The sequence below is a fragment of the uncultured Amnibacterium sp. genome, assembly GCF_964250715.1.
Classification (GTDB): domain Bacteria; phylum Actinomycetota; class Actinomycetes; order Actinomycetales; family Microbacteriaceae; genus Amnibacterium.
In genome coordinates this window covers 222,565-248,787 of record NZ_CAXUGX010000003.1, presented here as the reverse complement: position 1 = coordinate 248,787, position 26,223 = coordinate 222,565, and the positions used below count along the sequence as shown (strand labels likewise).

17 protein-coding genes and 1 pseudogene are annotated in these 26,223 nt (G+C 72.6%); 7 read left to right on the top strand and 11 right to left on the bottom strand.

Translation table 11 applies throughout. From position 1 onward, the window contains the following. The 6 genes from ACFE7H_RS05255 to ACFE7H_RS05230 form a co-directional block, all read right to left on the bottom strand. On the bottom strand, positions 1-427 hold a 427-nt coding region (locus ACFE7H_RS05255), incomplete at its 3' end, for an amidase family protein (protein WP_375400161.1). Beyond that, positions 428-769 (bottom strand): Asp-tRNA(Asn)/Glu-tRNA(Gln) amidotransferase subunit GatC, encoded by a 342-nt coding sequence (gene gatC, locus ACFE7H_RS05250; RefSeq protein WP_375400160.1) that lies wholly within the window; start codon positions 767-769, stop codon positions 428-430. Positions 770-907: 138 nt separating this feature from the next. Then, positions 908-2,158: an alpha/beta hydrolase gene (locus ACFE7H_RS05245; protein ID WP_375400159.1), complete on the bottom strand. Its 1,251-nt coding sequence runs from the start codon at positions 2,156-2,158 to the stop codon at positions 908-910. A 176-nt stretch (positions 2,159-2,334) separates the two neighbouring features. Beyond that, the gene (gene ligA, locus ACFE7H_RS05240; RefSeq protein WP_375400158.1) at positions 2,335-4,662 is read right to left on the bottom strand and encodes an NAD-dependent DNA ligase LigA; all 2,328 of its coding nucleotides are present in this window, start codon (positions 4,660-4,662) and stop codon (positions 2,335-2,337) included. 68 nt (positions 4,663-4,730) lie between these two features. Beyond that, positions 4,731-5,858 (bottom strand): tRNA 2-thiouridine(34) synthase MnmA, encoded by a 1,128-nt coding sequence (gene mnmA, locus ACFE7H_RS05235; protein WP_375400157.1) that lies wholly within the window; start codon positions 5,856-5,858, stop codon positions 4,731-4,733. Positions 5,859-5,916: 58 nt separating this feature from the next. Further along, positions 5,917-7,080: a cysteine desulfurase family protein gene (locus tag ACFE7H_RS05230; RefSeq protein WP_375400156.1), complete on the bottom strand. Its 1,164-nt coding sequence runs from the start codon at positions 7,078-7,080 to the stop codon at positions 5,917-5,919. An 18-nt stretch (positions 7,081-7,098) separates the two neighbouring features. Between ACFE7H_RS05230 and glgX the strand changes: the two genes are divergently transcribed. Then, complete coding sequence (gene glgX / locus ACFE7H_RS05225) at positions 7,099-9,183, top strand: glycogen debranching protein GlgX (protein WP_375400155.1); 2,085 nt, start codon at positions 7,099-7,101, stop codon at positions 9,181-9,183. Positions 9,184-9,363: 180 nt separating this feature from the next. On the opposite strand, the gene glgP is transcribed toward glgX, so the two are convergent. Further along, on the bottom strand, positions 9,364-11,958 hold the full coding sequence (gene glgP / locus ACFE7H_RS05220; RefSeq protein ID WP_375400154.1) for an alpha-glucan family phosphorylase: 2,595 nt from the start codon (positions 11,956-11,958) through the stop codon (positions 9,364-9,366). A 469-nt stretch (positions 11,959-12,427) separates the two neighbouring features. On the opposite strand from glgP, the gene ACFE7H_RS05215 reads away from it, so the two are divergent. The 4 genes from ACFE7H_RS05215 to ACFE7H_RS05200 all read left to right on the top strand — a co-directional run bounded on the left by ACFE7H_RS05215 (position 12,428) and on the right by ACFE7H_RS05200 (position 19,335). Then, complete coding sequence (locus tag ACFE7H_RS05215; protein WP_375400170.1) at positions 12,428-14,413, top strand: alpha-1,4-glucan--maltose-1-phosphate maltosyltransferase; 1,986 nt, start codon at positions 12,428-12,430, stop codon at positions 14,411-14,413. A 193-nt stretch (positions 14,414-14,606) separates the two neighbouring features. After that, on the top strand, positions 14,607-16,799 hold the full coding sequence (gene glgB / locus ACFE7H_RS05210; protein ID WP_375400169.1) for a 1,4-alpha-glucan branching protein GlgB: 2,193 nt from the start codon (positions 14,607-14,609) through the stop codon (positions 16,797-16,799). Positions 16,800-17,081: 282 nt separating this feature from the next. Next, a complete protein-coding gene (locus ACFE7H_RS05205) occupies positions 17,082-18,557 on the top strand; it encodes a sugar transferase (protein WP_375400153.1) in 1,476 nt (491 codons plus the stop codon). A 148-nt stretch (positions 18,558-18,705) separates the two neighbouring features. After that, a complete protein-coding gene (locus tag ACFE7H_RS05200) occupies positions 18,706-19,335 on the top strand; it encodes a hypothetical protein (RefSeq protein WP_375400152.1) in 630 nt (209 codons plus the stop codon). 42 nt (positions 19,336-19,377) lie between these two features. Here ACFE7H_RS05200 and ACFE7H_RS05195 read toward each other — a convergent pair whose 3' ends face one another. Both ACFE7H_RS05195 and ACFE7H_RS05190 read right to left on the bottom strand, forming a co-directional pair. Further along, entirely contained in the window at positions 19,378-20,397 is a 1,020-nt protein-coding gene (locus tag ACFE7H_RS05195) for a co-chaperone YbbN (RefSeq protein ID WP_375400151.1), read from the bottom strand. A 4-nt stretch (positions 20,398-20,401) separates the two neighbouring features. After that, complete coding sequence (locus ACFE7H_RS05190; RefSeq protein ID WP_375400150.1) at positions 20,402-22,177, bottom strand: hypothetical protein; 1,776 nt, start codon at positions 22,175-22,177, stop codon at positions 20,402-20,404. Between the two features lie 346 nt (positions 22,178-22,523). Here ACFE7H_RS05190 and ACFE7H_RS05185 point away from each other — a divergent pair. Together ACFE7H_RS05185 and ACFE7H_RS05180 are read left to right on the top strand one after the other, a co-directional pair. Continuing rightward, positions 22,524-22,865: pseudogene (locus tag ACFE7H_RS05185) on the top strand (DivIVA domain-containing protein); the annotation flags it as partial. A gap of 1,174 nt (positions 22,866-24,039) precedes the next feature. After that, the gene (locus ACFE7H_RS05180; RefSeq protein ID WP_375400149.1) at positions 24,040-25,113 is read left to right on the top strand and encodes an AI-2E family transporter; all 1,074 of its coding nucleotides are present in this window, start codon (positions 24,040-24,042) and stop codon (positions 25,111-25,113) included. 26 nt (positions 25,114-25,139) lie between these two features. Here ACFE7H_RS05180 and ACFE7H_RS05175 read toward each other — a convergent pair whose 3' ends face one another. Next, positions 25,140-25,934 (bottom strand): alpha/beta hydrolase, encoded by a 795-nt coding sequence (locus ACFE7H_RS05175; RefSeq protein WP_375400148.1) that lies wholly within the window; start codon positions 25,932-25,934, stop codon positions 25,140-25,142. Then, a complete protein-coding gene (locus ACFE7H_RS05170) occupies positions 25,934-26,206 on the bottom strand; it encodes a hypothetical protein (RefSeq protein ID WP_375400147.1) in 273 nt (90 codons plus the stop codon). The genes ACFE7H_RS05175 and ACFE7H_RS05170 overlap by 1 nt, the downstream gene beginning before the upstream one ends. Positions 26,207-26,223 lie beyond the last annotated feature (17 nt).

Here is a 26,223-nt window from a genome sequence, read left to right as displayed (position 1 = left end):
AGTACTCGGTGGAGGAGCCCATCGCGAACTCGTCCATGTTCGTCTTGCCGAGCGGGATCAGCCCCGCGGAGCGCAGGCGCGCCACCGGCGTCGCGTCGATCGGCGGTAGCCAGCCCTCCAGGATGCGCGATGCGGCCGTCGAGGGCATGTCGACCGTGCAGAGCACGTCCTTGATCGCGACCGGCAGCCCGGCGAGCGGGCCGAGGGTGTCGCCCGCGGCGCGACGGCGGTCGATGTCCCGGGCGGCATCCAGGGCGCGCTCGTCCGCGACGTGCAGAAAGGCGTGGACCGCCGGATCGACCGCCCGGATGCGGTCCAGGTGCGCTCGCGTCACCGCCTCGCTGGAAACCGAACCCTCGGCGAGGCGCCCCGCGATCACGCTCGCGGGCAGGCGCAGCAGCGCGACATCCACCGGCTCATCCGGCATCTACTGCTCCTCACCGAGGATCGCGGAGACCCGGAACCGGCCGTCCGCGGCACTCGGCGCGCCCGCGAGCACCTGCTGCTGCGTCAGCACCTCGCCCACCACGTCGGGGCGGAACACGTTGGCGAGCGGGATCGGGTGACTCGTGGCGGGCACGTCGGGCGTCGCGACCTCGGCCACCCGCGCGACCGCATCCACGATCGCGGTCAGCTCACCGGCCAGATGCGCGACCTCGTCCGCATTCAGCGCGATGCGGGCGAGCCCGGCCAGGTGCTGCACCTGCGCCTCGGAGATCCGGCCCGGAGGGGGTGTACCCGCGGACGAATGAACAGGCGCGTCGGGCATGCCCTCAAGCTTAGGTACGGGAGCGAAGGCGGGTTCCCCGCCGCAGCGGACTACCCACGACCGGCGCCGCAGGTGGGCCCACCGGCCCTGCCGGCCGGCGACGGCGGCGCTGCAATCAGGTTCGCCGGCGCCGAAACATCACGGGGCGGCGAAGGCGAGTGTGCCCTCGCTGCCGTCGCGGGTGACCAGGGCGCCTTCACCGATGCCGATGAGGGCCAGGTTGCGCAGCGACTGCGAGCCCGGCGCGAAGTACCCGTTGTGCCCCACGGCGGAGTTCAGCTGCGCGTCGGTGATCGGATCCACGCCGCTGCCGGTGCCGAGCGCGACCGAGCCGAAGGTCTGGTCGGTCGGGGATACGCCGAAGTAGCTGCTGCGGGCCACCGGGTCCCACGCGTCGCGGCCGGCATAGACCTGGCCGGCGGGGACGTCCAACTGCGAGGCGTGGGCGGCCGGGCTGCCGGGAACCCCCACCATCGCCAGCGCGTCGACCCGCATGGCGTGCGACTGCAGCGCGACCAGTGCGGCGGTTCCGCCGTAGGAGTGCGCGGTGATCGCGACGAACGGGTCGCTGCTGGGCCTGGCCGCCGTCAGGCCGCGAACCGCGTCGGCCAGGCGCCGCGCACCGTCCTGGGCGTCGCCGATCCCCAGCACCGACACTGCGTCGGGGGTGGTGTAGCCGATCCAGGAGATCACGGCGGCCTGCCCCGCGCGGTGCAGCCGCTGGAGCCACGCGGTCTGCTCGGCCTGCAGGTCTGCCGCCGTGTCGGTCCAGTCGACGATCTGGTCTCGGACGGAGAAGAACATGCCCGGGACCAGGAAGTCCACGTACTCGGCCAGGTCCGGGTCGCCGATCGCGACGGCCGCGCGCGAGGCGTGCACCGGATCCAGGGAGACCAGGAACCGAGCCGGGCCGCCCTCGGGCTGCTGGAGCGCTGTCTGCACCTGCTGCAGCGCGGTCAGCCGGGCGGATAGTGCGAGCGCCGCCCCGCGGCCGGATCCGTTCGTCAACTGGTCGCCGACGGCTGCGACCGTCCGCTGCAGCGCCGTACGGTTGGCCGCGTCGCGGACCGAGTAGGGCAGGCCGTCCAGGTTGCCGATCACGCCCGGCGCATCGCGCTGCAGGGTCGCGGCGGTGCGGGCGGGCAGCGCGGACCACCAGCGTGCGACGTCGGCCGGCGCCGCACGAAGCGCGTCGCGCGCGACGATGCGGTTCGCGGCCGCCGAGACAGCCGCATCGCCCGAGCCGACCGCACCGGCCAGGTCGTGCAGCACGGCGACCGCGCTCGCGCGCTCGCCGGCGGAGATGCGAATCGGTGCGGTGGGCTGCACGACGACCGCCCCCATCGTGAGCGACGCGGCGGCGAGGAGCAGGACGATGCGACCCTTCACCCACGCCTCCCCCCGAACGATCTCGGAGGCGGACGCGTCGGCGTCCGGGCGAGGTGCATCGGGGGCGCGGCGGTCCCCCGGTCCACACCGTCGCTATCCGAGTACCCCCCACACTAGGGAACCCCGTTCGGGGCACGCCACCGTCCACGGCGCGTCGAACCGGCCGGTTCGGCGGGTCACGGCGTGTCGTCAGGAGTCGGGTGGTGCGTCACTGCGTCGGGACCCTCGGCGAGCAGTCGCCGGAAGCCGTCGGCGTCGAGCAGCGGCACGCCAAGCGCCTCGGCCCGGGCGAGTTTGGAGCCGGCGCCCGGACCCGCGGCGACGAACGCGGTGCGCTTGGACACGCTGGAGCCCACCTTGCCGCCGGCGGCCAGGATCGCCTCCTCCGCGCTCTCGCGGGTGAACCCGTCGATCGCGCCGGTGATCACCACCGTCAGCCCGGTGAGCGGGCCGCGCTGCTCGTCCGCCTGCCCCGGACCCGGGTGGCCGGGAATCTGCAGCACCACCCCGGAGGCGGCCCAGGTGTCGACGATCTGGGCGTGCCAGTCGATGCCGAACCACTCCAGCACCCCGTCCGCGATGATCGGGCCGACCCCGTCCACGGCGGCCAGCTCGTCGCGCGACGCCGATCGGATGGCCGTCATCGAGCCGAAGTGCGCGGCCAGCGCGCGGGCGGCGACCGGGCCGACGTGGCGGATGGAGAGGGCGACGAGCAGCCGCCACAGGTCACGGGTCTTGGCCTGATCCAGATTGGCCAGCAGCTCCGTCGCCTGCTTGGTGGGCTCGCCGTTCTTGCGCTGGAACGGAGCGACGACCTTGGGCGTCCCATCGTCCTGCAGCCGCGGCAGCCCCGTCTCGGGGTCGCGCACGATGACGCGGATGGGAAGCAGATCGTCGAGGGTGAGCGAGAACAGCCCGGCCTCGGTGGTAAGCGGCGGTCGGGCCGGCTCGGTGGGCTGCGTCAGCGCGGCGGCGGCGACCTCGCCCAGCACCTCGATGTCGAGCGCACCGCGGGAGCCGATGTGCTCCACCCGGCCCCGCACCTGCGCGGGGCAGCTGCGGGCGTTCGGGCAGCGCAGGTCGACGTCGCCCTCCTTGGCCGGCCGCAGCGGCGTGCCGCACTCCGGGCAGTCGGCGGGCATCACGAACTCGCGCTCCGTGCCGTCCCGCAATTCGACCACCGGCCCGAGCACCTCGGGGATCACATCGCCGGCCTTGCGCAGCACCACCGTGTCGCCGATCAGTACGCCCTTGGCCCGCACCACGTCCTGGTTGTGCAGGGTCGCCTGCCGCACCTCCGAACCGGCCACGCGCGCCTTCTGCATCACCGCGAACGGCGTCGCCCGGCCGGTGCGCCCGATCGAGACGACGATGTCGAGCAGCTTCGTGTTCACCTCTTCGGGCGGGTACTTGAATGCGGTCGCCCACCGCGGGGCGCGGCTGGTCGCGCCGAGCGCCACGTGCAGGTCGAGGTCGTCGACCTTGACGACGATGCCGTCGATCTGGTGCTCCACGCCGGCGCGAGCCGAGCGGTAGTGCTCGATGAACCCCTGCACCTCACCGAGCTCGTCGAAGACGCGGGTGTGATCGGAGACGGGCAGCCCCCACGACGCCAGCACCCCGTAGACCTGGCTCTGCGAGGTGATCGGCGCGGCGTTCCCGGCGTCGCCGTGGTCCACCTGTCCTACCTGGATCGGCGCGGCTTCGATCTGCGCGACCGGCCAGGCGCCGATGCCGTGCACCAGCATGCGCAGGCGGCGGATGCGGTCGTGCATCAGGGCCAGCCGCTCGGCGTTCTTGCCCTCCGCCTTCTGCCGCAGCGACCCGCTGGCGGCGTTGCGCGGGTTGGAGAACACCCGCTCGCCGCTGGCGGCCTGCGCGGCGTTCAGCTCGTCGAACGAGGCGACGGGGAAGAAGATCTCGCCCCGCACCTCGACCGTCTCGGGGTGCGGTCCGCCCGAGAGCCGATCGGGGATCGTCCCCATCGCATGCACGTTGACGGTGACGTCTTCGCCCGTCACGCCGTCGCCGCGGGTGGCGGCCGAGACGAGCACCCCACGCTCGTACCGCAGGTTGATGGCGAGACCGTCGATCTTCAGCTCGGTCAGCCAGCGGATGGGCCGCTGAAGTGCCGTCTTCTCGGCGTCGCGCCGCACCTTGGCCGCCCACTCCGCCAGCTCGTCGGCGGAGAAGACGTTGTCGAGGCTCAGCATCGGCTCGGCGTGCACGATCGGCGCGAACAGGGTGGTCTGCGCCGTACCGCCGACCGTCTGCGTGGGGCTGTCGGGCGTCACGAGCTCGGGATGCTCGGCTTCCAGTGCCTGCAGCCGGTGTACCAGGGCGTCGTACTCGGCGTCGGAGGCGGTGGAGGCGTTGCCACCGTAGTACTGGTCGCGCAGGGCGCGGATGCGGTCGGCGAGCGTGCGCACGGTGGAAGCGGCGTCGCCTGCTACCGGAGTCCCGGTCAGCGGAGCAGTGTCGGGCACCGGAGGAGTGTCGGTCACCGGCGCAGTCTAGAAGCGGGCACCGACAGCGGGTCGGCGCGTCCGGCCGGAGGAAAAGTGCAGCCGGATCAGGCGGGCACGGCCTCGCCGTTCACGAGCGTCGCGGTGCGGTCAACCGTCACCTGGCCGAGCACCCGAGTGCCGACGTAGAGCACGGCGCTCTGCCCGGGTGCGACGCCGTGGATCGGCTCCAGCGGCCGGACGACGAGTTCCGCCGCGCCGCCGTCGCGCACCAGTCGCGCGGTCGCGGGGACCGGGTCGGCGTGCGCCCGCACCTGGACGTGGCAGTCGAAGCCGTCGGCGGCGCGCGCCGGCGGGGTGCCGAGCCAGCTCATCCGGCCGCCGGCCAGCAGGTCGACGGCCAGCGCCTCCTTCGGGCCCACCACGACGGTGTTCGTGTCGGTGCGCACGCGCAGCACGAAGCGGGGCCGGCCGTCGGGCGAGGGCCGGTCCAGGTGCAGGCCCCGCCGCTGGCCGACCGTGAACCCCACGGCTCCGTCGTGGTGTCCGACCGGAACGCCTGCGGCGTCGACGACCGGGCCCGGAGCCGCCGGTACCCGCTCCGCCAGCCAGCCGCGGGTATCGCCGTCGGGGATGAAGCAGATGTCGTGGCTGTCGGGCTTGGCGGCGACCGACAGCCCGCGCCGCGCCGCCTCCTCGCGCACCAGCGACTTGGCGGGCGTGGGACCGAGCGGGAACAGGGCGTGGGCCAGCTGATGGTCGGTGAGCACACCGAGCACGTACGACTGGTCCTTGGCCCACGCGCCGGCCCGGTGCAGCTCGCGGGAACCGTCCGCGGCGGTGCTCACGGTCGCGTAGTGGCCGGTGCAGAGCGCGTCGAAGCCCAGCGCGAGAGCCTTCTCGAGCAGGGCTGCGAACTTGATGCGCTCATTGCAGCGCAGGCACGGGTTGGGGGTACGGCCGGCGGCGTACTCGGCCACGAAGTCGTCGACGACCGCTTCGGCGAACTGCTCCGAGAGATCCCACACGTAGAAGGGGATGCCCAGCACGTCGGCTGCGCGCCGGGCGTCCAGGGCATCCTCGACGGTGCAGCAGCCGCGGGACCCGGTGCGCAGCGTGCCCCGCGAACGGCTGAGGGCCAGGTGCACGCCCGTGACCTCGTGGCCGGCGTCGACCGCGCGCGCCGCAGCGACCGCGGAGTCGACTCCTCCGCTCATCGCCGCCAGCACCCGCACGACAGGTCAGGGTACGCCGCGCACGGCGCCGGCGGGCGGGTCGGGTGGAGCGAACCGCTCAGGCGATTGCGGCTGCGAGGCGGGGCAGCGCCGCGATCAGGGCGTCGAGGTCGGATGCTGAGGAGGTGTGCCCCAGGGTGATGCGCAGCGCACCGCGCGCCTCGGGCACGGGGACGCCCATCGCCGCGAGCACGTGGGACGGCTCGGCCACCCCCGCCTGGCAGGCGGCGCCGGTGCTCACCGAGACACCGGCCAGGTCGAGCAGCAGCAGCAGGGCGTCGCCGTCCGCGCCGGGCACCGTCACATGCAGGTTGCCCGGCAGCCGGTCGGGCCCGGCCGGGTCGGCGCCGCGCACCACGACCCCGGGCAGTCGTGCCGTGAGGCCCGCCAGTACGTCGTCGCGCAGCGCGGCCAGGCGGCCCGACTCAGCGGCGAGATCGTGCACCGCCTGCTCGGCCGCGACCGCGAACGCGGCGGCCAGCGCGACGGGCTGGGTGCCCGAGCGCAGCGCCCGCTCCTGACCGCCGCCGTGCAGCAGCGGCTCGATGTGCGCGGAGCGGGCCACGAGCAGCGCGCCGATGCCGGCGGGTCCGCCGACCTTGTGGCTGGAGACGCTCAGCAGATCGGCGCCGCTGCCGGCGAACGAGACCGGCACCGCGCCGAACGCCGCGACCGCGTCGACGTGCACGGGCACGCCGTGCGCGCGGGCCTCGGCGGTCAGTCGGGCGACCGGGTTGATCGTGCCGACCTCGTTGTTCGCCCAGAGGAACGTGACGAGGGCGGCGCCGGCGCCGACGCGGTCGAGCGCCGCCGCGAGCGCGAGCGGGTCCAGGCGCGCCTCGGCGTCGACCTGCACCGGCTCGAGCGCGGCGCCCTCGTGGGCGACCAGCCAGTCGATCGCGTCCACGGTGGCGGCGTGCTCCCCGCCGGGGGCGACGATGGTGCGCCGATCGTGGTCGGGCCGATCGTGCGCCGCCCAGTAGGCGCCCTTGATCGCGGTGCCGACGGACTCGGTGCCGCCGGAGGTGAAGACCACCTCGCGCGGATCGCAGTCCAGAGCGGCGGCCAGTCTCTCTCGCGACTCCTCCAGCAGCCGCCGGGCGCGCTGCCCGTGACCATGGATCGAGGAGGGGTTGCCCACCGTGGCGAGCGCCTCGGCAAGCGCCTCGGCGGCGGCGGGGCGTAGCGGCGAACCGGCCGCATGGTCCAGGTAGGCGCTCACCGTCAATAGGGTACGAGCGTGAGCGACACCTCCGCCGCCGCGGCTCCGGCGGTAGCCGCGGCGCTCGACCCGCTGCACGACCTCGGAGTGCGCGCGACGAGCGAGGGCGGAGAGATCCGCGTGTTCAGTGCGACGGCGCGGCGGCTGGAGCTGTGCCTGTTCGACGAGCGCGACTCCACCTGGGTCGAGAAGTCGGTGCGGCTGCAGCGCGACGAGCACGGCGTGTGGTCCGGCCGCTCCCCCCTGCTCACCCCGGGCCGGCGCTACTCCCTGCGCGCCGCGGGCCCCTCCTCGCCGCGGGACGACTTCGACCGCGGCCGTCACCTGCTCGATCCCTACGCGCGCGGCATCGCGCCCATCACCGCGCACTCGTACCGGGGAGTCGTCGTGGACGGCGGATTCGACTGGGGCGGCATCACGAAGCCGGGTACGCCGATGGCCGACTCCGTGATCTACGAGGCACACGTGAAGGGGCTGACGAAGCAGCTGCGGAGCGTTCCCGCGCAGCTGCGCGGCACCTACGCCGGACTCGCGCACGAGAGCACCATCGCCTACCTGAAGGACCTGGGGGTGACGGCGGTCGAGCTGCTGCCGGTGCAGGCGTTCACCAGCGAGCAGCGGCTGCTGAAGCAGGGCCTCGCCAACTACTGGGGCTACAACCCGGTCGGCTACTTCGCGCCGCACACCCCCTACGCCTCCCGGTCCGCGCGCGCCGCGGGCCCGGCGGCGGTGCTCACCGAGTTCAAGGGGATGGTGCGGCTGCTGCACGCCGCAGGACTGGAGGTGATCCTCGACGTCGTCTACAACCACACCGCCGAGGAGGGTGCCGGAGGGGTGCCGTTCGGCTTCCGCGGGCTGGACAACGCCACCTACTACCGGCAGGACCACCGGGGCCGATACATCGATACGACCGGCTGCGGCAACACCCTGGACGCGTCGCAACCCGCCGTGCAGCGCCTCGTGCTCGACTCGCTGCGCTACTGGGCGACCGAGCTGCAGGTGGACGGGTTCCGCTTCGACCTGGCCGTCACCCTCGGCCGCGACGAGTCGGGCGCCTTCCGGCCCGACCATCCGCTGCTCACCGCGCTCGCGGCCGATCCCGCGCTCACCGGCGTCAAGCTGATCGCGGAGCCGTGGGACACCGGCCAGGGCGGCTGGCAGACCGGCGGCTTCCCGGCCGGCTGGTCGGAGTGGAACGATCGCTACCGCGACGGCGTGCGGGACTTCTGGCTGGCCGACGCCGCGGTGGTGGCGGGCGGCGGATACGCCCGCAGCGGGCGCGGCGCGATCGCGAACCGACTCGCCGGCTCCAGCGAGGTGTTCCCCGGTACGCGCGGTCCGACCGCGTCGGTCAACTTCGTCACCGCGCACGACGGCTTCACCCTGGCCGACCTGACCACCTACCAGGCCAAACGCAACCTGGGCAACGGCGAGTCGAACCGCGACGGCACGGACAACAACCGCTCCTACAACTTCGGGACGGAAGGCACGACCCGCAACGAGGCCGTGCTGGCCGGCCGGCGCCGGGCGATGCGCAACCTGCTCGGCACGCTGCTGCTGTCCGCCGGCGTGCCGATGCTGCTCGCCGGCGACGAGATCGGCCGCACGCAGCGCGGCAACAACAACGCCTACTGCCACGACGCGACGGTCACCTGGCTGAACTGGAACCTGGCCGACTGGCAGCAGGACCTGCACGACGTCGTCCGCCGACTGCTGACGATCCGGCGCGAGCACGCGGCCCTCCGACCGACCCGCTACGCCGAGCGCGGCGCGCGATCGGCCGCGGTGGAGATGCACTGGTTCGACGGGAGCGGTGAGGCGATGACGGAGGCGGCGTGGGGGTCGATCGAGGACCGCACGCTGCAGTACTACGCCTGCACGCGCACCGCGGCCGGCACCAGTCAGATCCTGCTCGTCGTCCACGGCGCGACGACGGCCGTCGAGGTCCGGTTGCCGGAGCAGGACGGCGTCGACTCCTACGACCTGCTGTGGTCGAGCGCAGACGACGGCGCACCGCCCCTGCACCTGTCGCCCGCCGCCGAGGTCTGGGTCGAGGGCCCGACCCTGCTCGTGTTCATGGCTTCAGACGCGTACCGCGTCTGAAGCGTCGTGGGCAGTCCGCTGCGGGCCTCGCGGCGGCCCTTCGCTCCCGTTGCCGAATTCGGCTGCCTGAACGCCGAGGAATTCAGGAGAATTCGAGAAACGAAGGCGGAAACCGGCGGATCCGGCCTGCGGGACTCGAAATCGCCTGAATTCTTCGCAACTCAGGAAGGCGCCCCGCCGTCAGTGCGCGATCGCGACTAGGCCCATTTCGGCGGGGCTCGCCAGGTATCGGCTCTTCGGGACGACGCGCACGTTGTAGCCGAAGGAGCCGGGCCGGGCCAGGGTGACGGTGCCGGCGAAGGTACGGCTGCCGTCCAGGTGGAGCACCCCGGTGGTGGGCACCTGGGTGTCGAGTGCGTCGTCGTCGAGCGGCGCCAGCTCGACCGTCTGCACGTGCTCCAGGGTGTCGCCCTCGCGGGACGTGCCGTAGACCACCTCCACCGCCACGTCGTCGGGGCGGAGGGAGCCGAGCTGCACCTGGGCGCGCACGTGCAGCCGGTCGCCCACCTGCGGCACCGCCGCGAGTCCGCCGGATTCCACGTGGATCACCTGAACGCCGCCCCACCCGGCGGAGACGACGCCCTTCCAGGACGCCAGCTCGCGGCCGCCGGAGAAGTCCGCGTCGCTGATGGCCGCCGCCGCATGCGCGGCCGGCACGTACAGCTGCTGCACGTACTGGCGCACCATGCGGTCCGCGGACAGCTGCGGCGACATGGTGGCGAGCGTGTGCCGCACCGACTTCATCCACCGGGTCGGCAGGCCCTGGGCGTCCCGCCGGTAGAAGCGGGGTGCGATCTGGTTCTCGATCAGGTCGTACAGGCTCTCCGCCTCCAGGTGGTCCCGCTCCCCCGCGTCGCCCGCGGCGTCGGCCGACGGGATGGCCCAGCCGTTCTCGCCGTCGTAGTACTCGTTCCACCAGCCGTCGAGGATGGAGAGGTTCAGCGCGCCGTTCAGCGCCGCCTTCATCCCCGACGTACCGCACGCCTCCAGGGGCCGCAGCGGATTGTTCAGCCAGACGTCGGTCCCCGGGTAGAGCACCTGGGCCATGGCGATGTCGTAGTTCGGCAGGAACACGATGCGTCGCCGCAACTCCGGGTCCTGGGCGAAGCGCACCAGCTTCTGAATCAGGCGCTTGCCGTCGTCGTCGGCGGGATGGGACTTGCCGGCGATCACGAGCTGCACCGGCCGCTTGCGGTGGGTCAGCAGCGCGGTCAGGCGGTCCTCGTCCTCGAGCATCAGGGTCAGGCGCTTGTAGGTGGGCACGCGGCGCGCGAAGCCGATCGTCAGCACCTCGGGGTCGAGCACCTCGTCGAACCACGCCGGGGCGGTCGCTCCGGGGTTCTGCTCGTGCCAGGCCCCGGTGATGCGGCGGCGGGCGTCGGCCACCAGGTTCGCCTTCATGCGGCCGCGCGCCGCCCACAGGTCGGCGTCGCTCACCTGCGGCGACGACCAGTCGGCGGCGGTCGTGTCGGAGGTGCCGAGTTTCTCCTCCGCCAGCCGCAGCAGCTCGGGGTCGGTCCAGGTGGGCGCGTGCACACCGTTGGTGACGGAGGAGATCGGCACGTCCGACTCGTCGAAGCCCGGCCAGAGGCCGGCGAACATGCCGCGGCTCACCTCGCCGTGCAGCACCGAGACGCCGTTGGCGTGCTGGCCGAGGCGCAGCCCCATGACGGCCATGTTGAAGACGTCGGGCGAGCCGCCCGGGTAGCTCTCGGCGCCGAGCGCCAGCACCTCCCACACGTCGACGCCCGGCAGCAGGTCGCCGCCGAAGTACTGCTGCATCAGCCCCCGATCGAAGCGGTCGATGCCCGCCGGGACCGGCGTGTGCGTGGTGAAGACGGTGCCCGCCCGCACGACCTGCAGCGCCTCGGCGAAGGTCAGGCCGTCGTGGATGAGCGTGGAGATGCGCTCCAGGCCCTGGAACCCGGCGTGCCCCTCGTTGGTGTGGAACACCTCCGCGTCTGGGGCGCCCATGATGTCGGTCCAGATGCGCAGCGCCCGCACGCCGCCGATGCCGAGCAGCAGCTCCTGCAGCAGCCGGTGCTCGCCCCCGCCGCCGTAGAGCCGGTCGGTGACGCCCCGCAGCGACTCCTCGTTCTCGGGCGCGTCGGTGTCGAGCAGCAGCAGCGTGACGCGCCCCACCGCGACCTGCCAGACGCGCGCGTGCAGCGTGCGGCCATACGGCAGGGCCAGGGAGACGAGCGCCGGAGTGGAGTCGGGGTGCCGCAGCAGGGTCAGCGGCAGGCCGTCCGGGTCGAGCACCGGGTACGCCTCCTGCTGCCACCCGTCGGCGGAGATCGACTGCTTGAAGTACCCCGCCCGATAGAACAGGCCGATACCGGTCAGGGGCAGGCCCAAGTCGGAAGCGCTCTTCAGGTGGTCGCCGGCCAGGATGCCGAGGCCACCGGAGTACTGAGGCAGAGCCGCGGCGATGCCGAACTCGGGCGAGAAATAGGCGATGTGGGCCGGCGCCTCGCTCAGCGTCTGGTACCAGCGGGGCTCGGCGTTGTAGCGGTCCAGATCGTCGCGGAGCGCGTTCGCCCGGGCGACGAACTCGCCGTCGCCGGCCAGCTGGGCGAGGCGCTGCGGGCTGACCGCGCCCAGCAGCGCGACCGGATCGCCGGCGATCCCCGCCCAGATCTGCGGATCGACCTGCTCGAACAGCGCCCGCGTCGGCTCGTGCCACGACCACCGCAGGTTGGCCGCCAATGCGTCCAGGGCTGCGAGCGACTGCGGCAGCACGGTACGGACGGTGAACCGGCGGATGGCTTTCACGGAAACGTCAACCCCCGAGGAGCGCGGTGCGGGAAGGGCGGGTGCGCCTTCACCCTAGGGCGTGCCCCGTGCGACCGCCGAACCGCCGGCCGGCCTGCATCGGTCGGATCGGCAGCGCGGATGTTCCGGGTCGAGGTCTGAGCGGAAGCCCAGCCGGCTGCGGAGCCTGCTTTGTAGGCTTGGGCATGTGGCGGACATTCAGCAAGGAACCGGCGCCGATCCAACAGACGCCGACTCAGCACACGCCACCTCGGTCGAGGCGAGCGCGGCGGACGCCGCCTCCGACGACGTGGTCGGCAAGCGGAGGTCGCGGGCCGGCTCGGGCGCCACGTCGACCAGGCGCGGTGCCGCCTCCGCTACGGCCTCGCTTCCGGCGGCACCGTCCGCAGCCCAGTCGACCGGTGCGCCCACGGCGCCGCCGCGCAGCACCTCGCCCAGGCGAGTGCCCCGTCTGCCGCGCTGGCAGCCGGTGCTCGGTCGCATCCCGATCCTGGACGTGTCGCCGCAGCAGCCCGGCGACCACTGGCCCGCCAAGGCGTTCGCCGACGAGGTGGTGCCGTTCGCCGCGACGATCTTCCGCGAGGGGCACGACCTGCTGGGCGCCGACCTGGTGGTCAAGCCGCCGCGCGGCGCCGAGCAGGTGCGCCGCATGCGCCTGATCTCCCCGGGCCTCGACCGCTGGAGCATCCTGCACCGGCTCGACCGCCCGGGCCTCTGGACGTGGTGGATCCGCGCCTACGCCGACGACTGGGCCACCTGGGTGCACGCGGCGCAGATCAAGGTGCCCGCCGGCATCGACGTGGAGCTTACCCTGACGGCCGGCGCCCTGCTGCTGGAACGCGCCGCCGCCGAAGCCGAGCGCACCGCAGCCGAGCGCGGCCTGCTCGCCGACGCCGCGGTGGCGCTCCGCGATACGGACACCGAGCCGCCGACGCGACTGCGGCTCGCCACCACCGCTTCCAGCGATGTGACGCAGGCGCTCGACGCGCGGCCCATCCGCAGCCTGATCACCGACTCCCCCGCCCGGCCGCTGCGCGTGGAGCGCACCCGCGCCGGCCGCGGCTCCTGGTACGAGTTCTTCCCCAGGTCGGAGGGAGCGGTGCACCACGAGGACGGCTCCTGGACCTCCGGCACCTTCCGCACCGCCGCACGCCGGCTGCCGGCCGTCGCGGCCATGGGCTTCGATGTGGTCTACATCCCGCCCGTGCACCCGATCGGCCGCACCAATCGCAAGGGGCCCAACAACTCCCTGGTCGCCGGCGAGCACGACCCCGGTTCCCCCTACGGCATCGGCTCGGCCGAGGGCGGCCACGACGCCATCCACCCCGACCTCGGCACGGAGGCGGACTTCGCCTTCTTCCTCGACACCGCCGCCCGGCTGAACCTGGAGGTCGCACTCGACATCGCCCTGCAGGCCTCCCCCGACCACCCGTGGGTCACCGAGCACCCGGAGTTCTTCACCACGCTGCCGGACGGCTCCATCGCCTATGCCGAGAACCCGCCGAAGAAGTACCAGGACATCTATCCGCTCAACTTCGACAACGATCCCGTCGGCTCGTACGCCGAGATGCTGCGCATCTTCACCGTCTGGATCGACCGCGGCGTGCGCATCTTCCGCGTCGACAACCCGCACACCAAGCCGCTCGGCTTCTGGGAGCGGCTGCTGCACGACGTGAACGGCGCCCACCCCGACGTGATCTTCCTGGCGGAGGCGTTCACGCGGCCGCCGATGATGCAGGGCCTGGCCAAGGTCGGCTTCCAGCAGAGCTACACCTACTTCACCTGGCGCAACACCAAGCAGGAGCTGACGGAGTACCTGGTCGAGTTGGCGACCCTTTCGGCCGACTACCTGCGCCCCAACTTCTTCGTGAACACCCACGACATCCTGACGCCGTACCTGCAGTTCGGCGGCGAGGCCGCCTACAAGATCCGGGCCGCGATCGCCGCCACCGCGTCGCCGACCTGGGGCGTCTACTCCGGCTACGAACTGCTCGAGAACGTCGCCAGGTCGGGCGCCGAAGAGAACATCGACAACGAGAAGTACGAGTTCCGGCCGCGCGACTGGGCCCTGGCTGCCAGCCTGGGCCGCACGCTGGCGCCGTACCTGACGCGGCTGAACGAGATCCGCCGGCTGCACCCGGCCCTCGGTCAGCTGCGCAACATCCACTTCCACTGGACGGAGGAGGAGTCGGTGCTCGCGTTCAGCAAGCACATCGACGGCGACTTCACCGTCACCGGCGAGCCGGACACCATCGTCGTCGTCGCCAACCTCGACCCGCACGGCGCGCGCGAGACGGTCGTGCACCTCGACCTGACCGCGATCGGCCGCGAACCGGGGCAGGTGTTCCAAGCGCACGACCTGATCACCGACGCCGTCTGGACGTGGGGATCGGACGACTACGTTCGGCTGGACCCGTTCGTGGAGCCCGTCCACATCCTGCACATCCGCCCCTGAGCCGCGCGAGCATGAGCGTGAGCATCAGCACGCGCTCCGCGCACCGCGAACGATCCGAACGGCAGGCACGCACGTGACCGACAGCACCACCGGCACCACCCCCGCCCGGGTCGGCGCCCATTCCCCGAGCGCCGATTCCCCGAGCGCCGGCCCCGCGACTGCGACTCCGTCCACTCCCGCATCCACGAGGACGGTGACCGACCCCGGCGACGACGAGCTGGCCCGCATCGCGGCCGGGACGCACTCCGGGCCGCACTCCGTGCTGGGCCAGCATCCGCTCGCTCCGGCTGCGGAGGACGGCACCGGCCCCGTCGCCATACGCGCCCTGCGCCCGCTCGCCGAGACGGTCACCGCGCTGCTGCAGGGCGGCGAGGTGGCGATGGAGCACCTCGGCCACGGCGTCTGGCAGGGCGTGCACGAGCACGGCCTGACGGACTACACACTGCGCACCACTTACTCGGGCGACGCCGAATGGACCGCCGACGATCCGTACCGGTTCCTGCCGAGCGTCGGCGAGGTCGACCTGCACCTGTTCGGCGAGGGCCGGCACGAGCGGCTGTGGCAGGTGCTCGGCGCCCACGTGCGCGAGGTGTCCGGCCACGGTGGCGCGGCCGTGCGCGGCACCGCGTTCGCCGTCTGGGCGCCGCACGCCACCGCCGTGCGCCTGATCGGCGACTTCAACAACTGGAACGGGCAGCTGCACGCACTCCGGCGCTTGGATGAGACCGGGGTCTGGGAGCTGTTCGTGCCGGGTCTGGAACCCGGCAACGCCTACAAGTACGAGATCCGCACGGCCGCCGGCGACTGGATCGAGAAGGCCGATCCGATGGCGCAGTTCACCGAGGTGGCGCCCGCCACGGCCTCGGTGGTCGGGACCAGCCGGTACCGATGGGGCGACTCGTCGTGGCTGGCCGAGCGGGCAGCCGGTGAGCCGCAGAACAAGCCGATCAGCGTGTACGAGCTGCACGTCGGCTCGTGGCGGCCCGGGCTCGGCTACCGCGAACTGGCGGATCAGCTGGTCGACTACGTGCACGAGACCGGTTTCACCCACGTGGAGTTCCTGCCGCTCGCGGAGCATCCGTTCGGCGGCTCGTGGGGCTACCAGCAGACCGGGTACTACGCCCCGACCTCGCGGTGGGGCCACCCCGACGACCTGCGCTACCTGATCGACCGGCTGCACCAGGGCGGCATCGGGGTGTACGTCGACTGGGTGCCGGGGCACTTCGCCACCGACGCCTTCGCGCTTGCGAAGTTCGACGGCCAGCCGCTGTACGAGCACTCCGACCCCCGGCTCGGCGAGCACCGCGACTGGGGCACGCTGATCTTCAACTTCGGCGACAGCCAGGTGCGCAACTTCCTGGTCGCGAACGCCCTCTACTGGCTGGAGGAGTTCCACGTCGACGGCCTGCGAGTCGATGCGGTCGCCTCGATGCTGTACCTGGACTACTCACGGGGCGCCGGCGAATGGGTGCCCAACAAGTACGGCGGGCGCGAGAACCTGGAGGCGATCAGCTTCCTGCAGGAGGCGACGGCGACCGCCTACAAGCTCTACCCCGGCATCGTGATGATGGCCGAGGAGTCCACCAGCTGGGGCGGCGTCACGCAGCCGACGGTGAACGGCGGCCTCGGGTTCGGCCTCAAATGGAACATGGGCTGGATGAACGACTCCCTGCGCTACGTGGCGCAGGACCCGATGTGGCGCGGCTACCACCAGGGCGAGCTGACCTTCTCGTTCGTCTACGCGTTCAGCGAGAACTTCCTGCTGCCCATCAGCCACGACGAAGTGGTGCACGGCAAGGGGTCGCTGCTCGGCAAGATGCCGGGCGACCACTGGCAGCAGTTGGCCAACGTGCGCACCTACCTGGCCTACCAGTGGGCGCATCCCGGCAAGCAGCTGCTGTTCATGGGGCAGGAGTTCGGGCAGCCGAGCGAGTGGAGCGAGGAGCGGGGCCTGGACTGGTGGATCCTCGACCAGCCGGCGCACCGTGGGCTGCTGCAGTTCGTCGCCCAGTTGAACCGGGTCTACCGCGAGAACGCCGCGCTCTGGGCGCAGGACTTCACCGCCGACGGGTTCGGCTTCATCGACGGCAGCGACACGGCCAACAGCGTGCTGTCCTTCCTGCGGTGGGACCGTGAAGGCAACCCGATCGCCGCGATCTTCAACTTCTCCGGCGTCCCGCTTTCCGACTACCGAGTCGGGTTGCCGTCCGCCGGAGTGTGGGAGGAACTGCTGAACTCCGACGCAGTCGAGTTCGGCGGCTCCGGAGTCGGCAACCTGGGCTCGGTCGAAGCCGCGGCACCCGGTCACCAGGGCCAGCCCGCCTCCGCCGAACTGACCCTCCCGCCGCTCGGCGCCCTTTATCTGCGCCCCGCCGCGCAGGCCTGACCCCAAGCCCGACCCCCCAGATCACCCGGAGCCCCCCGGACTGGGGCGCGCCTGCGGGGTCCCCGCGCCTTCCGCCCGTCCGCGAGCGCCGATAGCGTGTCAAGGCACCCGGATCCACCCCTGTCGCCCCCAGCGAACAGACGGTTCCGCCCCGGCCGATTCCCAAATCGGCCCTGCTTGCACACCCACCCCCATCCACCCCTACCCGGCCGGACGTGATCCAGCCCGCCTCCCCGCGGGCAGCTTCGCGTCATCCTGTTTGGCCCCCAACGGACAGGTCTCGTGACTACCTCCCCTCTCAACATCGACGGCGTCCGCGCCGTCGCCCGCCCGCTCACCTATCGGCGCTGGACCACCAGATACGCCCTGCGTCTGCTCGCCACCGACCTGCTCGTCGTCGCTGGCGTCGTGCTGGCCGCACACTGGCTGTGGCTCGGCGAGGAACTGCAGCGCGTGCCCGTCCACACGACCGGCCTGTCGCTCAGGCTGACGACCGCGCAGCTCTCCTTCGTGATCGCCGGGGTCTGGATCGCCGCCCTCGGCGTGTTCGACAGCCGCGACGAGCGCGAGATCGGCAACGGCCCCACCGAGTACCGGCGAGTCATCGGCGCGACCGCCGCCACGTTCGCCCTCACCCTGGTCGGCGTCTTCTTCCTCGGCTTCGACCTGTCCCGCGGCTTCGTCATCACCGTTTTCGGCGGCGGCGTCGTCGCCCTCGTCGTCGGCCGCTGGATCTGGCGCAAGTGGCTCTCCGCAGCGCGTCGCGCCGGCACCTTCTCGCACCGCGTCGTACTGATCGGGTCCACCGCCACGGTCACCCGCACCGCCGGCGACCTGGCCCGCGAACAGCAGCACGGCTACCGGGTGGTCGGCGCGGCGCTCACCGACGGACCCGACTCCGGTCACGTCGCAGGGCTGCCCATCGTCGGCGACATCGAAGCCGTGCCGAACGCTCTGCGCCTGTTCGGCGCCGACACGGTGATGGCCACCTCCAGCGACGAGCTGACCCCGCAGCGCATCCGCGACTTGGCCTGGCACCTGGAGCCCCGCCGTCACCAGCTGGTGCTGGCGCCCGGACTCACCGACGTGGGCGGGTCGCGCATCCACCTGCGACCGGTCGCCGGTCTGCCCCTCATCCACGTGGAGACGCCGCACCTGCCGGGCAGCGGCCGCTACATCAAGCGCACCTTCGACGTGCTGTGCGCCTCCTTGGCCCTGCTCGTGATCGCTCCGGTGTTCGCCGTGATCGCCGTCGCCGTGCGCCGCGACTCGGCCGGCCCGGTCTTCTACACGCAGGAGCGCATCGGCCGCGACGGCGAACCGTTCCGCATCGTCAAGTTCCGCTCCATGACCGCCGACGCCGACGCTCGCCGCGCCGAGCTCGTCACCGGCACCGACAAGGGCCTGTTCAAGCTGGTCGACGACCCTCGGGTGACCCGCGTCGGCCGCGTGCTGCGCCGGTACTCGCTCGACGAGCTGCCGCAGCTGCTGAACGTGCTGCGCGGCGACATGAGCCTCGTCGGCCCGCGTCCCGCACTGCCGGACGAGGTCTCGGAGTACGACCGCCACGAACTGCGGCGCCTCGCCGTCACGCCGGGCCTGTCGGGCCTCTGGCAGGTCAGCGGCCGCAGCGACCTCCCCTGGGCGGACGGCATCCGGCTCGACCTGTACTACGTCGAGAACTGGTCCCTCACCCAGGACCTCGTGATCCTCTGGCGCACGGTGCGCGCGGTGGTGCGCAGCGAGGGCGCCTACTGACCCGGCCGCTCACCGCCCAGCAAGCGCTGACAGCGCTGCCGGGGCGTGCGGATCGGCCGAGCATCCCGGTAGCGTGGTGGGCACTCCTCGTGCCACGGACCGACCCGAATCGGTGCGCGACACGCCGATATCCCACGAAAGAACGCGTATGACCTTCACCATCCTCTTCGTCGGCAGCGGCAACGTCGGCCGATCGGTCCTCGCCGCCGCCGCCGTCGCCCGTGAATTCCGCCGCGTCTGGCCGCGCTCGGCCGACGACCTGATCGTCGAGAGCGTCGGAGTCGACGCGATCGAGGGCATGCCCGTCGCTCCCCATCTCACGACCGTCGCCGCTCGCCGCGACCTGACGGTGGACGACCATCTGGCGTCGCCCATGACGCGCGAGCGCGCCGACACGGCCGACCTGGTCCTCACCATGAGCCGCCGTCAGCGCGCGCAGCTCGTGCTGCAGTACCCCCACCTGCGCTCGCGTACCTTCGCGCTGCTCGAGTTCCTCGACCTGCTGCAGAACGCCACCGCCGTCCGCCGGCGCGCCCCGATCGGCCGCGGCGACCGGCTGGAGTCGAAGCTGCGCCTGGTCGTGACCGCCGTGATGGCGCGCCACCGCACCGTCGCGACGCCCGCCGACGAACGACAGTGGGATCTGTTCGACCCCTACGCCTACAGCCTCGACGTCTACGAGACCGTCGCCGCCGCCATCGATGCCGCCGCGCACGCGCTCGTCGGCGACATCGCAGTCATCACCGGCGCCCGCGCCGGCGCATCCCGCTCCGCCTGACCGCTCAGCACCAGGCCGCTCAGTCAAGCAGGGCCGAGCAGGTCAGTAGAGCAGGCTGGCGAGGCGGCGGCGGGCCGGGGCGACCCTCGGGTCGTCCGTGCCGACGAGCTCGAAGTAGTCGAGCAGGCGCTTGCGCGCCGTCGTCCGGTCGTCCGGCGCGAGCGCCGGGAAGACGGACAGCACCCGGTCGAACGCATCGTCCACGTGTCCGCCGGACATGTCGAGATCGGCGACCGCGAGCGCCGCGTCGGCGTCCTTCGGGTTCTGTGCGGCGGCCGCCCGCAGGGCATCGGGGTCGGCGCCCTGCAGGCGGTCGAGCAACTCCACCTGAGCGAGGGCAGCGACAGCGGCCAGGTCTCTCGGGTCCTGGGCGATGGCCGTGCGGAACAGGCGGGCCGCAGCGGGGTAGTCGCCGCGATCCACGGCGTCGTACGCCTCGGCATGCAGTGGCGGGAGCGGCTGCTCGGGTAGCAGGGCATCCTCGCCGGCCGGGACGCCCGGACCGGCCGCACCCGCGCCCGCGCCGACCGAGCCGGTGACGCCGTTCTGTTCGGCGAGGGCGAGCACCTGGTCGAGCAGCGGCCGCAACTGCTCCTCCGGAGCCGTCCCGGTGAAGAGGGAGACGGGGCGGCCGGCGATCACGGCCACCACGGTCGGGATGGACTGCGCCTGGAAGGCGGCGGTCAGCTGCGGGTTCGCGTCGGTGTCCACGACCGCGAGCACGACGCGGCCGCCGAGGGACTCCACCACTCGGGTGAGCGACGCGACCAGGTCGGTGGACGGCGTGCTCCAGCCGGCGACGAGCGCGACGACGACCGGGACGGTGCTGGAGAGCTCGACGACCGATGCGAAGTCGGCATCCCCGACCTGCAGCACCAGCGGGACGGCGGGCTCCGCTCCTGCGGCTGCCTCGCCGGTGATGCTCGACCTGCCGGCGGCCGGCGGCGTACCCGCGGGCTGGCCGGGCGCCACGGGCCGTGCTGGCGCCGAGCGGGCGACGAGAGCCGAGAGGTCGACGGCACCGCGGAGTGCGCCGACGGAGGGGCCGGGGACAGCTGCCACCGTGTCACAACTCCTTTGCCGAGATCAGCCCCTGAGCGTACCCGAGCAGGACGACCCGGCCGGACGCTCCGGCGGGCGGCACCGAGAACAGCAGCTGCATGCCGTGGACCAGGGCGATGCCCTTGGTCGTGGACTTCACGTTGCTCAGCACCTGCGTGGCGCCGCTCGGCTTGACCTTCGCGCCCGCCTTGGCGGGCTTGGCGGTCCACGTCTCGGACAGGGAGACCGACACCAGCGCGCCGGACGCGGCGGTCGCGAGCGCGACGACGGAGGCGGGATCGGTCTTCGCGTCCGAGTAGGTCAGCTTGCCGCCCTTGCCGAGCGCCTTGGCGAGCTTCTCCTTGGCCGGCAGGCCGACCTCCTGCTGCAGCGAGTCGTGAGTCGAGTCGAACAGGACGGCGGAGTGGGTCTTCGCGGAGCGCAGCACCCTGCCGTACCGGATGGCCAACTCGCCCGGCGCGACCTTCAGCAGGGTGGTGTCGGGGGCGACCCGCGCCGCCCCGGTCAGCGCGTTGGGCAGCGCCGGCAGGACCGCGCCGGGCTGCAGCGGGGTCAGGTACTGCACCTGGTACGGCGAGCGCGGCGTCTGCTGCACCAGCGTGATCGCGAGCGGCGGGACGGTGTTGCTGGAGATGTCCGTGTCCACGGCGAACAGGGTGCGCGGCCACTCGGCCGTCGCCTGCGGCAGCACGACCTGCACCTGGGCGTGGTCGACGGGCAGCGCCTGCGGAAGCGCGAACTTCGTGCTGCGGTCGTGCAGGGTGTAGGCGGCCTTCCGCAGCGCCAGCGCGGGCCCGGCGAACCGGGCCTCCAGACGGGTGGCGTCGAGCGCCCGATCCGCGGCCCGCTCGACACGGGCTGCGTCACGCACGATCCGGACCGCCTGCTGCGTGGTGACCGCGACCGGCGTCACCGGCACCGTGGTCTTCTCCGTCGGCGACGGCGTCGCTCCCGCGGCGGATGCGCCCTCGGTCGCGGCGGTGAGCGGCGCGCATCCCGACAGCAGCAGGCCCGCGGTGCCGAGGGCGAGCACGGCGGTGAAGGGCCGGCCGGCCGCACGCCGGCCTCGGCTGGCGACCGGGACCGCCACCGGTGCCGGCTTGTAGCGCGGCGGCTGCGGTGGACGCGGCATGCGCGGCGGCGCCTTGCGCCGCGGGCCCCGCCGGCGACGCAGATGCAGCAGCGCGAGGATGTACAGGATCAGTCCGACGAGCAGCAGCAGGCTGCCACCGACGATCAACGGGGTCGCGAACGGGGTCGAGACCGAGACCGGCCAGGTGATCGACACCCCGTTCGGTGCGGCCTGCCGCCCGTCGGAGGCGACGATCAGGGAGAGGTTCTTCGGCAGGTTGACATTCCAGGTCAGTGAGCCGGTCGTGCGCCGCTGGTCCAGCCACAGGTCGGAGCCGTTCGGGTCCGGCTTCGCACCGCCGCGCAGACCGGCGACGACCGGCGCCACGGCGCTGACCGGCCGGGCGAAGGTGCCACTGACGTCGTCGAAGCCGAGCCTCGTGTAGCGCTGGCCGGACAGCCAGGCCATCACGTCGCCCGTGCGGCCGTAGGCGGCGAAGACCGCGTCGTCGCCGTGGATCGTCAGGTGCTGCTGCCCCGGATGCGCCTTCAGCGCCGACCCGGGAATGACGACGTAGTGCGCCCCGGCCGGAACCTGGGCGCTTGCGACCGCACGGTCCGGCGGCAGGAGCACGGTGCGCTGGGCGATGCCCACGGCCATCATCGCTGCCGCGACGACGAACGCGACGAGGGCTGCGACGAACCGCACGAATCCATACTCCCTTCGCTGTCTTCCGTAACGCTGTGGTGGCTGACGCTGTGGTGATCGACGCCTTGGCTCTCGACGCTCGCGATCGCCGATCGAGGCTCACCGCTCGATACTCGGCTGCGCGGCTCCGGTCACGCGCCCTGCCGATGGTAGGCCCACCCCGCCCCCGGGGGCCCAGGCGACCCGGCACGGCCGGATCGACGGCCTCGTGACGGATCCGTCACGGCTGCTAGGCGAACCCGCGGGCGGCGACTCCGATGGCACCGCGGACCGGCGCCCTACACTGGCGGGGCGTCGACGCCGCCGTGCGGACGCGCCGAAATCCTCGTGGATCCTTGGGAGACGTATGTCCGACGAATCGGGTTTCACCCAGAGCATGCGCGGGTACAACCGCGACGAGGTGGATCGCGCGCTGCAGGAACTTCGGCGCGAACTGATCAAGGCCAACACCAGCCTCGCCGAATCCCAGAAAGAGGTCAAGCGCCTCGCATCCCGGGTGCAGGACCTGGACGGGGAACTCGAGGAGGTCGGTTCGCCGACGTACTCCGGGCTCGGGCACCGGCTGGAGAGCCTGCTGCGCCTCGCCGAGGACCAGGCGACCCGCGTCATCGCGCAGGCGGACATCGACGCCGAGCGCCTGCGTTCCAGCGTCCAGGTGGACGTGGACCGGCTGCGGGTCGAGGCGGCCGAGTTGGCCGAGCGACTGCTCACCGACGCCCGCGAGCAGTCCGAGACGATCCTGGCCGCCGCCCACGCGGAGGCGGAGCAGCTGGCCGAGCACGCCCGGGTCGGCGCCGAGTCCACCGAGCAGGACGCCGTGCGCGAAGCCGCGGCGATCCGCGGTGCGGTGGCGACCGAGGCGGCCGAGGTGCGCGGCACCGCCAAGCGCGAGGCGGCCGCGGTGCGCGCCGCCGCCGAGCGCGAGGCGGCCGAACTGCGGGTGGTCACGGAGCGGGAGACGGCCACGGCACGCGACGACGCTGCACGGACGTCACGAGAAGCGGAACTCGCCACCGTGGAGTTGCAGCGGCGACTGGACGCGGATCGCGAGGATGCCGCCCGCGAGCTCGGCCGGCTGCGCGAGGAGACGAAGCGCGACACGGACCGTGCCCGCGCCGACCTGGCTCGCGAGGTCGAGAAGGCCCGCGAGGACCTGGCCCTCGAGTTGGAGGCCGCGCGGGCCGATGCCCGACGCGCGGCCGAGGCCGAACGGGTGACCGTGCAGGCCGAATTCGACGGTGCACGCCGCCGCAACGACGACGCGCTCGTGGAGTCCCGCCTCGTCACCGAGCGGGAGCTGGCCGGCATCCGGGACACGCTGCAAGCCGAGCTGGACGCTCTGCGCGCCGAGACGGCCCGCGAGGCGGAGCAGGCGCGCCTCGACCTGGACGTGGAGCTGCGCGCCCGCCGCGACGAGGCCGAACAGGAGTACCTCGCGCGGCACCAGGAGGCGGTCGCGTCCACTCAGCGCTACCTGGACGACGCGAACGCCCAGTTGGCGGACGCGATCCGGCGGTCGGCGGACAAGCGGCTCGAGGCCGACGCGCTGGAGATGACCGGGCAGATCGACAACCGCAAGCGGCGCGAGCAGGCCGAGTCGCAGGCGGCGGAGTTGGTTCTGGACGCCCGCAATAAGGCGGCGGACATCGTGAAGGACGCCGAGGTGCGCTCCGAGCAGCTGGTGCGGGACGCGGAGGAACGGCTCGCCGAGCTGCGCGAGGAGCGCGAGGGCATCGCGGAGTACTTCGAGACGCTGCGCGGAGCGCTCGCCTCGGCCTCACCGGTGGACGTCGACTCGTGACGCCGCAGGGCTCGTACCCGAACCGCTTGCACCCGCGGGATTTGCACGCGGAACCACGCGGGTGAAGATCCAGAACCCGTTCCGCGTCGGCCTGCTCGGCGCCCTGGGCGTGCTGCTCGCGATCGGCATCGGCTCGGCCATCACCGAACTGGCGACCATCCTCACCTACGTCGGCGCCGCCATCTTCCTGGCGCTGGGGCTCGACCCGCTGATCAGCGGCCTGCAGAAGCGAGGGCTCCCCCGCGGGCTCGCCATTGTGATCGTGCTGGTCGTCGTCCTGGGCGCGCTCGTCGGCATCGTGTTCGCGGTCGTCCCGGTGCTCGTGACGCAGACCACGAAGCTGGTCACCGACATCACCACCGCCGTGACGAAGGGGCCGTCGGTGACGGAGTACATCGCCCAGATCCAGAAGGCCCTGGGCGACTCCGTCGACGTGCAGGACCTCATCAATCAGGCGGTCACCTTCCTGCAGAAGAACGCCCCGGCCATCACGGGCGGCGTGCTGTCCGTCGGGTTCGGGATCGTCGGCGGCGTCGCCGGCGCCCTGATCGTGATCATCCTGACGCTCTACTTCGCAGCGTCGCTGGAGACCTTCAAGCGCGGGCTCTACCGGCTGGTCCCCATGACCCGGCGGGCGAAGTTCGCCGATATCGCCGAGCAGATCTTCTCCGCGGTCGGCCGGTACGTGATCGGTCAGGTCGCGCTCGCCCTGGTGAACGGGGTGCTGACCTTCGTCTTCCTGACCATCCTCGGCACGATCGGCGCGCAGCTTCCGGCGGTGTTCGCCTTCATCGCGTTCCTCGGCAGCCTGATCCCGCTGGTCGGCACGATCTCCGCGGCGGTCCTGATCTTCCTCGGGCAGCTGCTGCTGATGCCGGCCGCCCAGGCGGGCGCACCGCCGGTGTGGCTCGTCGTCGCCATCTACTACCTGATCTACATGCAGCTCGAGGCATACGTGCTCAGCCCGAACATCATGAACCGGGCGGTCAAGGTGCCGGGCGTGGTCGTGGTGATCGCCGCCCTGGTCGGCGGCACCCTGCTCGGCATCCTGGGCGCCCTGGTCGCCATCCCGGTCGCGGCGGCGATCCTGCTGATCATCGAGCAGGTGGTGGTCCCGCGGCAGGCGGAGCTCTGAGGGCCTGAGGCTCTGAGCCGCGCTGCTCAGGCCAGCAGCGCGGCCGGTACCCGCTCGGGCAGCGGCAGTACCGCGGGGTTGACGACCGCGACCACCTCCGTCAGCACGCGGCGCACCGACGGCTCCCCGACCCACAGGTGCTTCGCTCCGGCGACGGCGATCAGGTCGGCCTGCGGCACCGCGGCGAACCGCAGGCGCGCCTCGGCCGGACGCAGGAAGTCGTCGAACTCCGGCACCAGCACGGTCAGGGGCGTACCGGCGGCGCCCCACGCGCGGAGGTCGGCCTCCGTCGTGCTGCGCAGCGGGGGCGAGAGCAGCACCGCACCGGCCATCGCCTGGCCCGGTCCGTGCGATCGGCTCGTTCCGTGCGACAGACCCAGCCCGTGCCGCAGCACCACGTCCGTGCCGAAGGACCAGCCGAGCAGCCAGGGCGTCGGCAGGCCGCGCGCGGCCGCGAAGTCGACGGCCGCAGCCAGGTCGAGCCCTTCGGCGTCGCCGCCGTCGAACGAGCCGCCGCTGGTACCGCGCGGCGAGGTGGTCCCCCGGGTGTTGAAGCGCAGCACGGCGATGCGCGCCAGGGCGGGCAGGCGGGCGGCGGCCTTGCGCAGGATGTGCGAGTCCATGAACCCGCCGGCGGTGGGCAGCGGATGCACGCAGACCAGGGCGGCGACCGCCGGCACACCGGCGGGGACCGCGAGCTCGCCGACCAGGGTGACGCCGTCCGCCGTGGTCAGCTCGATGTCGTGCCGCTCGGCCACGAGCTGCACGCCGGACCGGACCTCGACATCCACGGCACTGCCGGCTCTCGAGTCCTCGCCCATCAGGCCGCCCGCCAGCACGCCAGGTGCCAGTGCCGCCGCGCCGCCACATCGGCTGCGTCGCCCAGCACGCCGTCGGCCCGCCAGACCACCACGTGCGCGACGCCCGCCGGTATGTCACGTTCGCAGCCCGGACAGCGGTACACCTTCACGGCGCCGGCGGCCGGGATGGGTTGCACCGTCCAGGCCCGCCCCCTGCGCTGCTCCGTCGCCGCGGAACCCGTCAGCCGCAGTGGCAGGGCGACGTCGTTCGCGGACCGGTTCCGGCGGGGCACTGGGTCCTGCGACTCGG

Excerpts from the sequence above, each read along its gene's own strand:
- ACFE7H_RS05200 (WP_375400152.1), top strand. The coding sequence starts at position 18,706 with ATGACCTTCACCATCCTCTTCGTCGGCAGCGGCAACGTCGGCCGATCG.
- ACFE7H_RS05175 (WP_375400148.1), bottom strand. The coding sequence starts at position 25,934 with ATGGGCGAGGACTCGAGAGCCGGCAGTGCCGTGGATGTCGAGGTCCGG.
- gatC (WP_375400160.1), bottom strand. The coding sequence starts at position 769 with ATGCCCGACGCGCCTGTTCATTCGTCCGCGGGTACACCCCCTCCGGGC.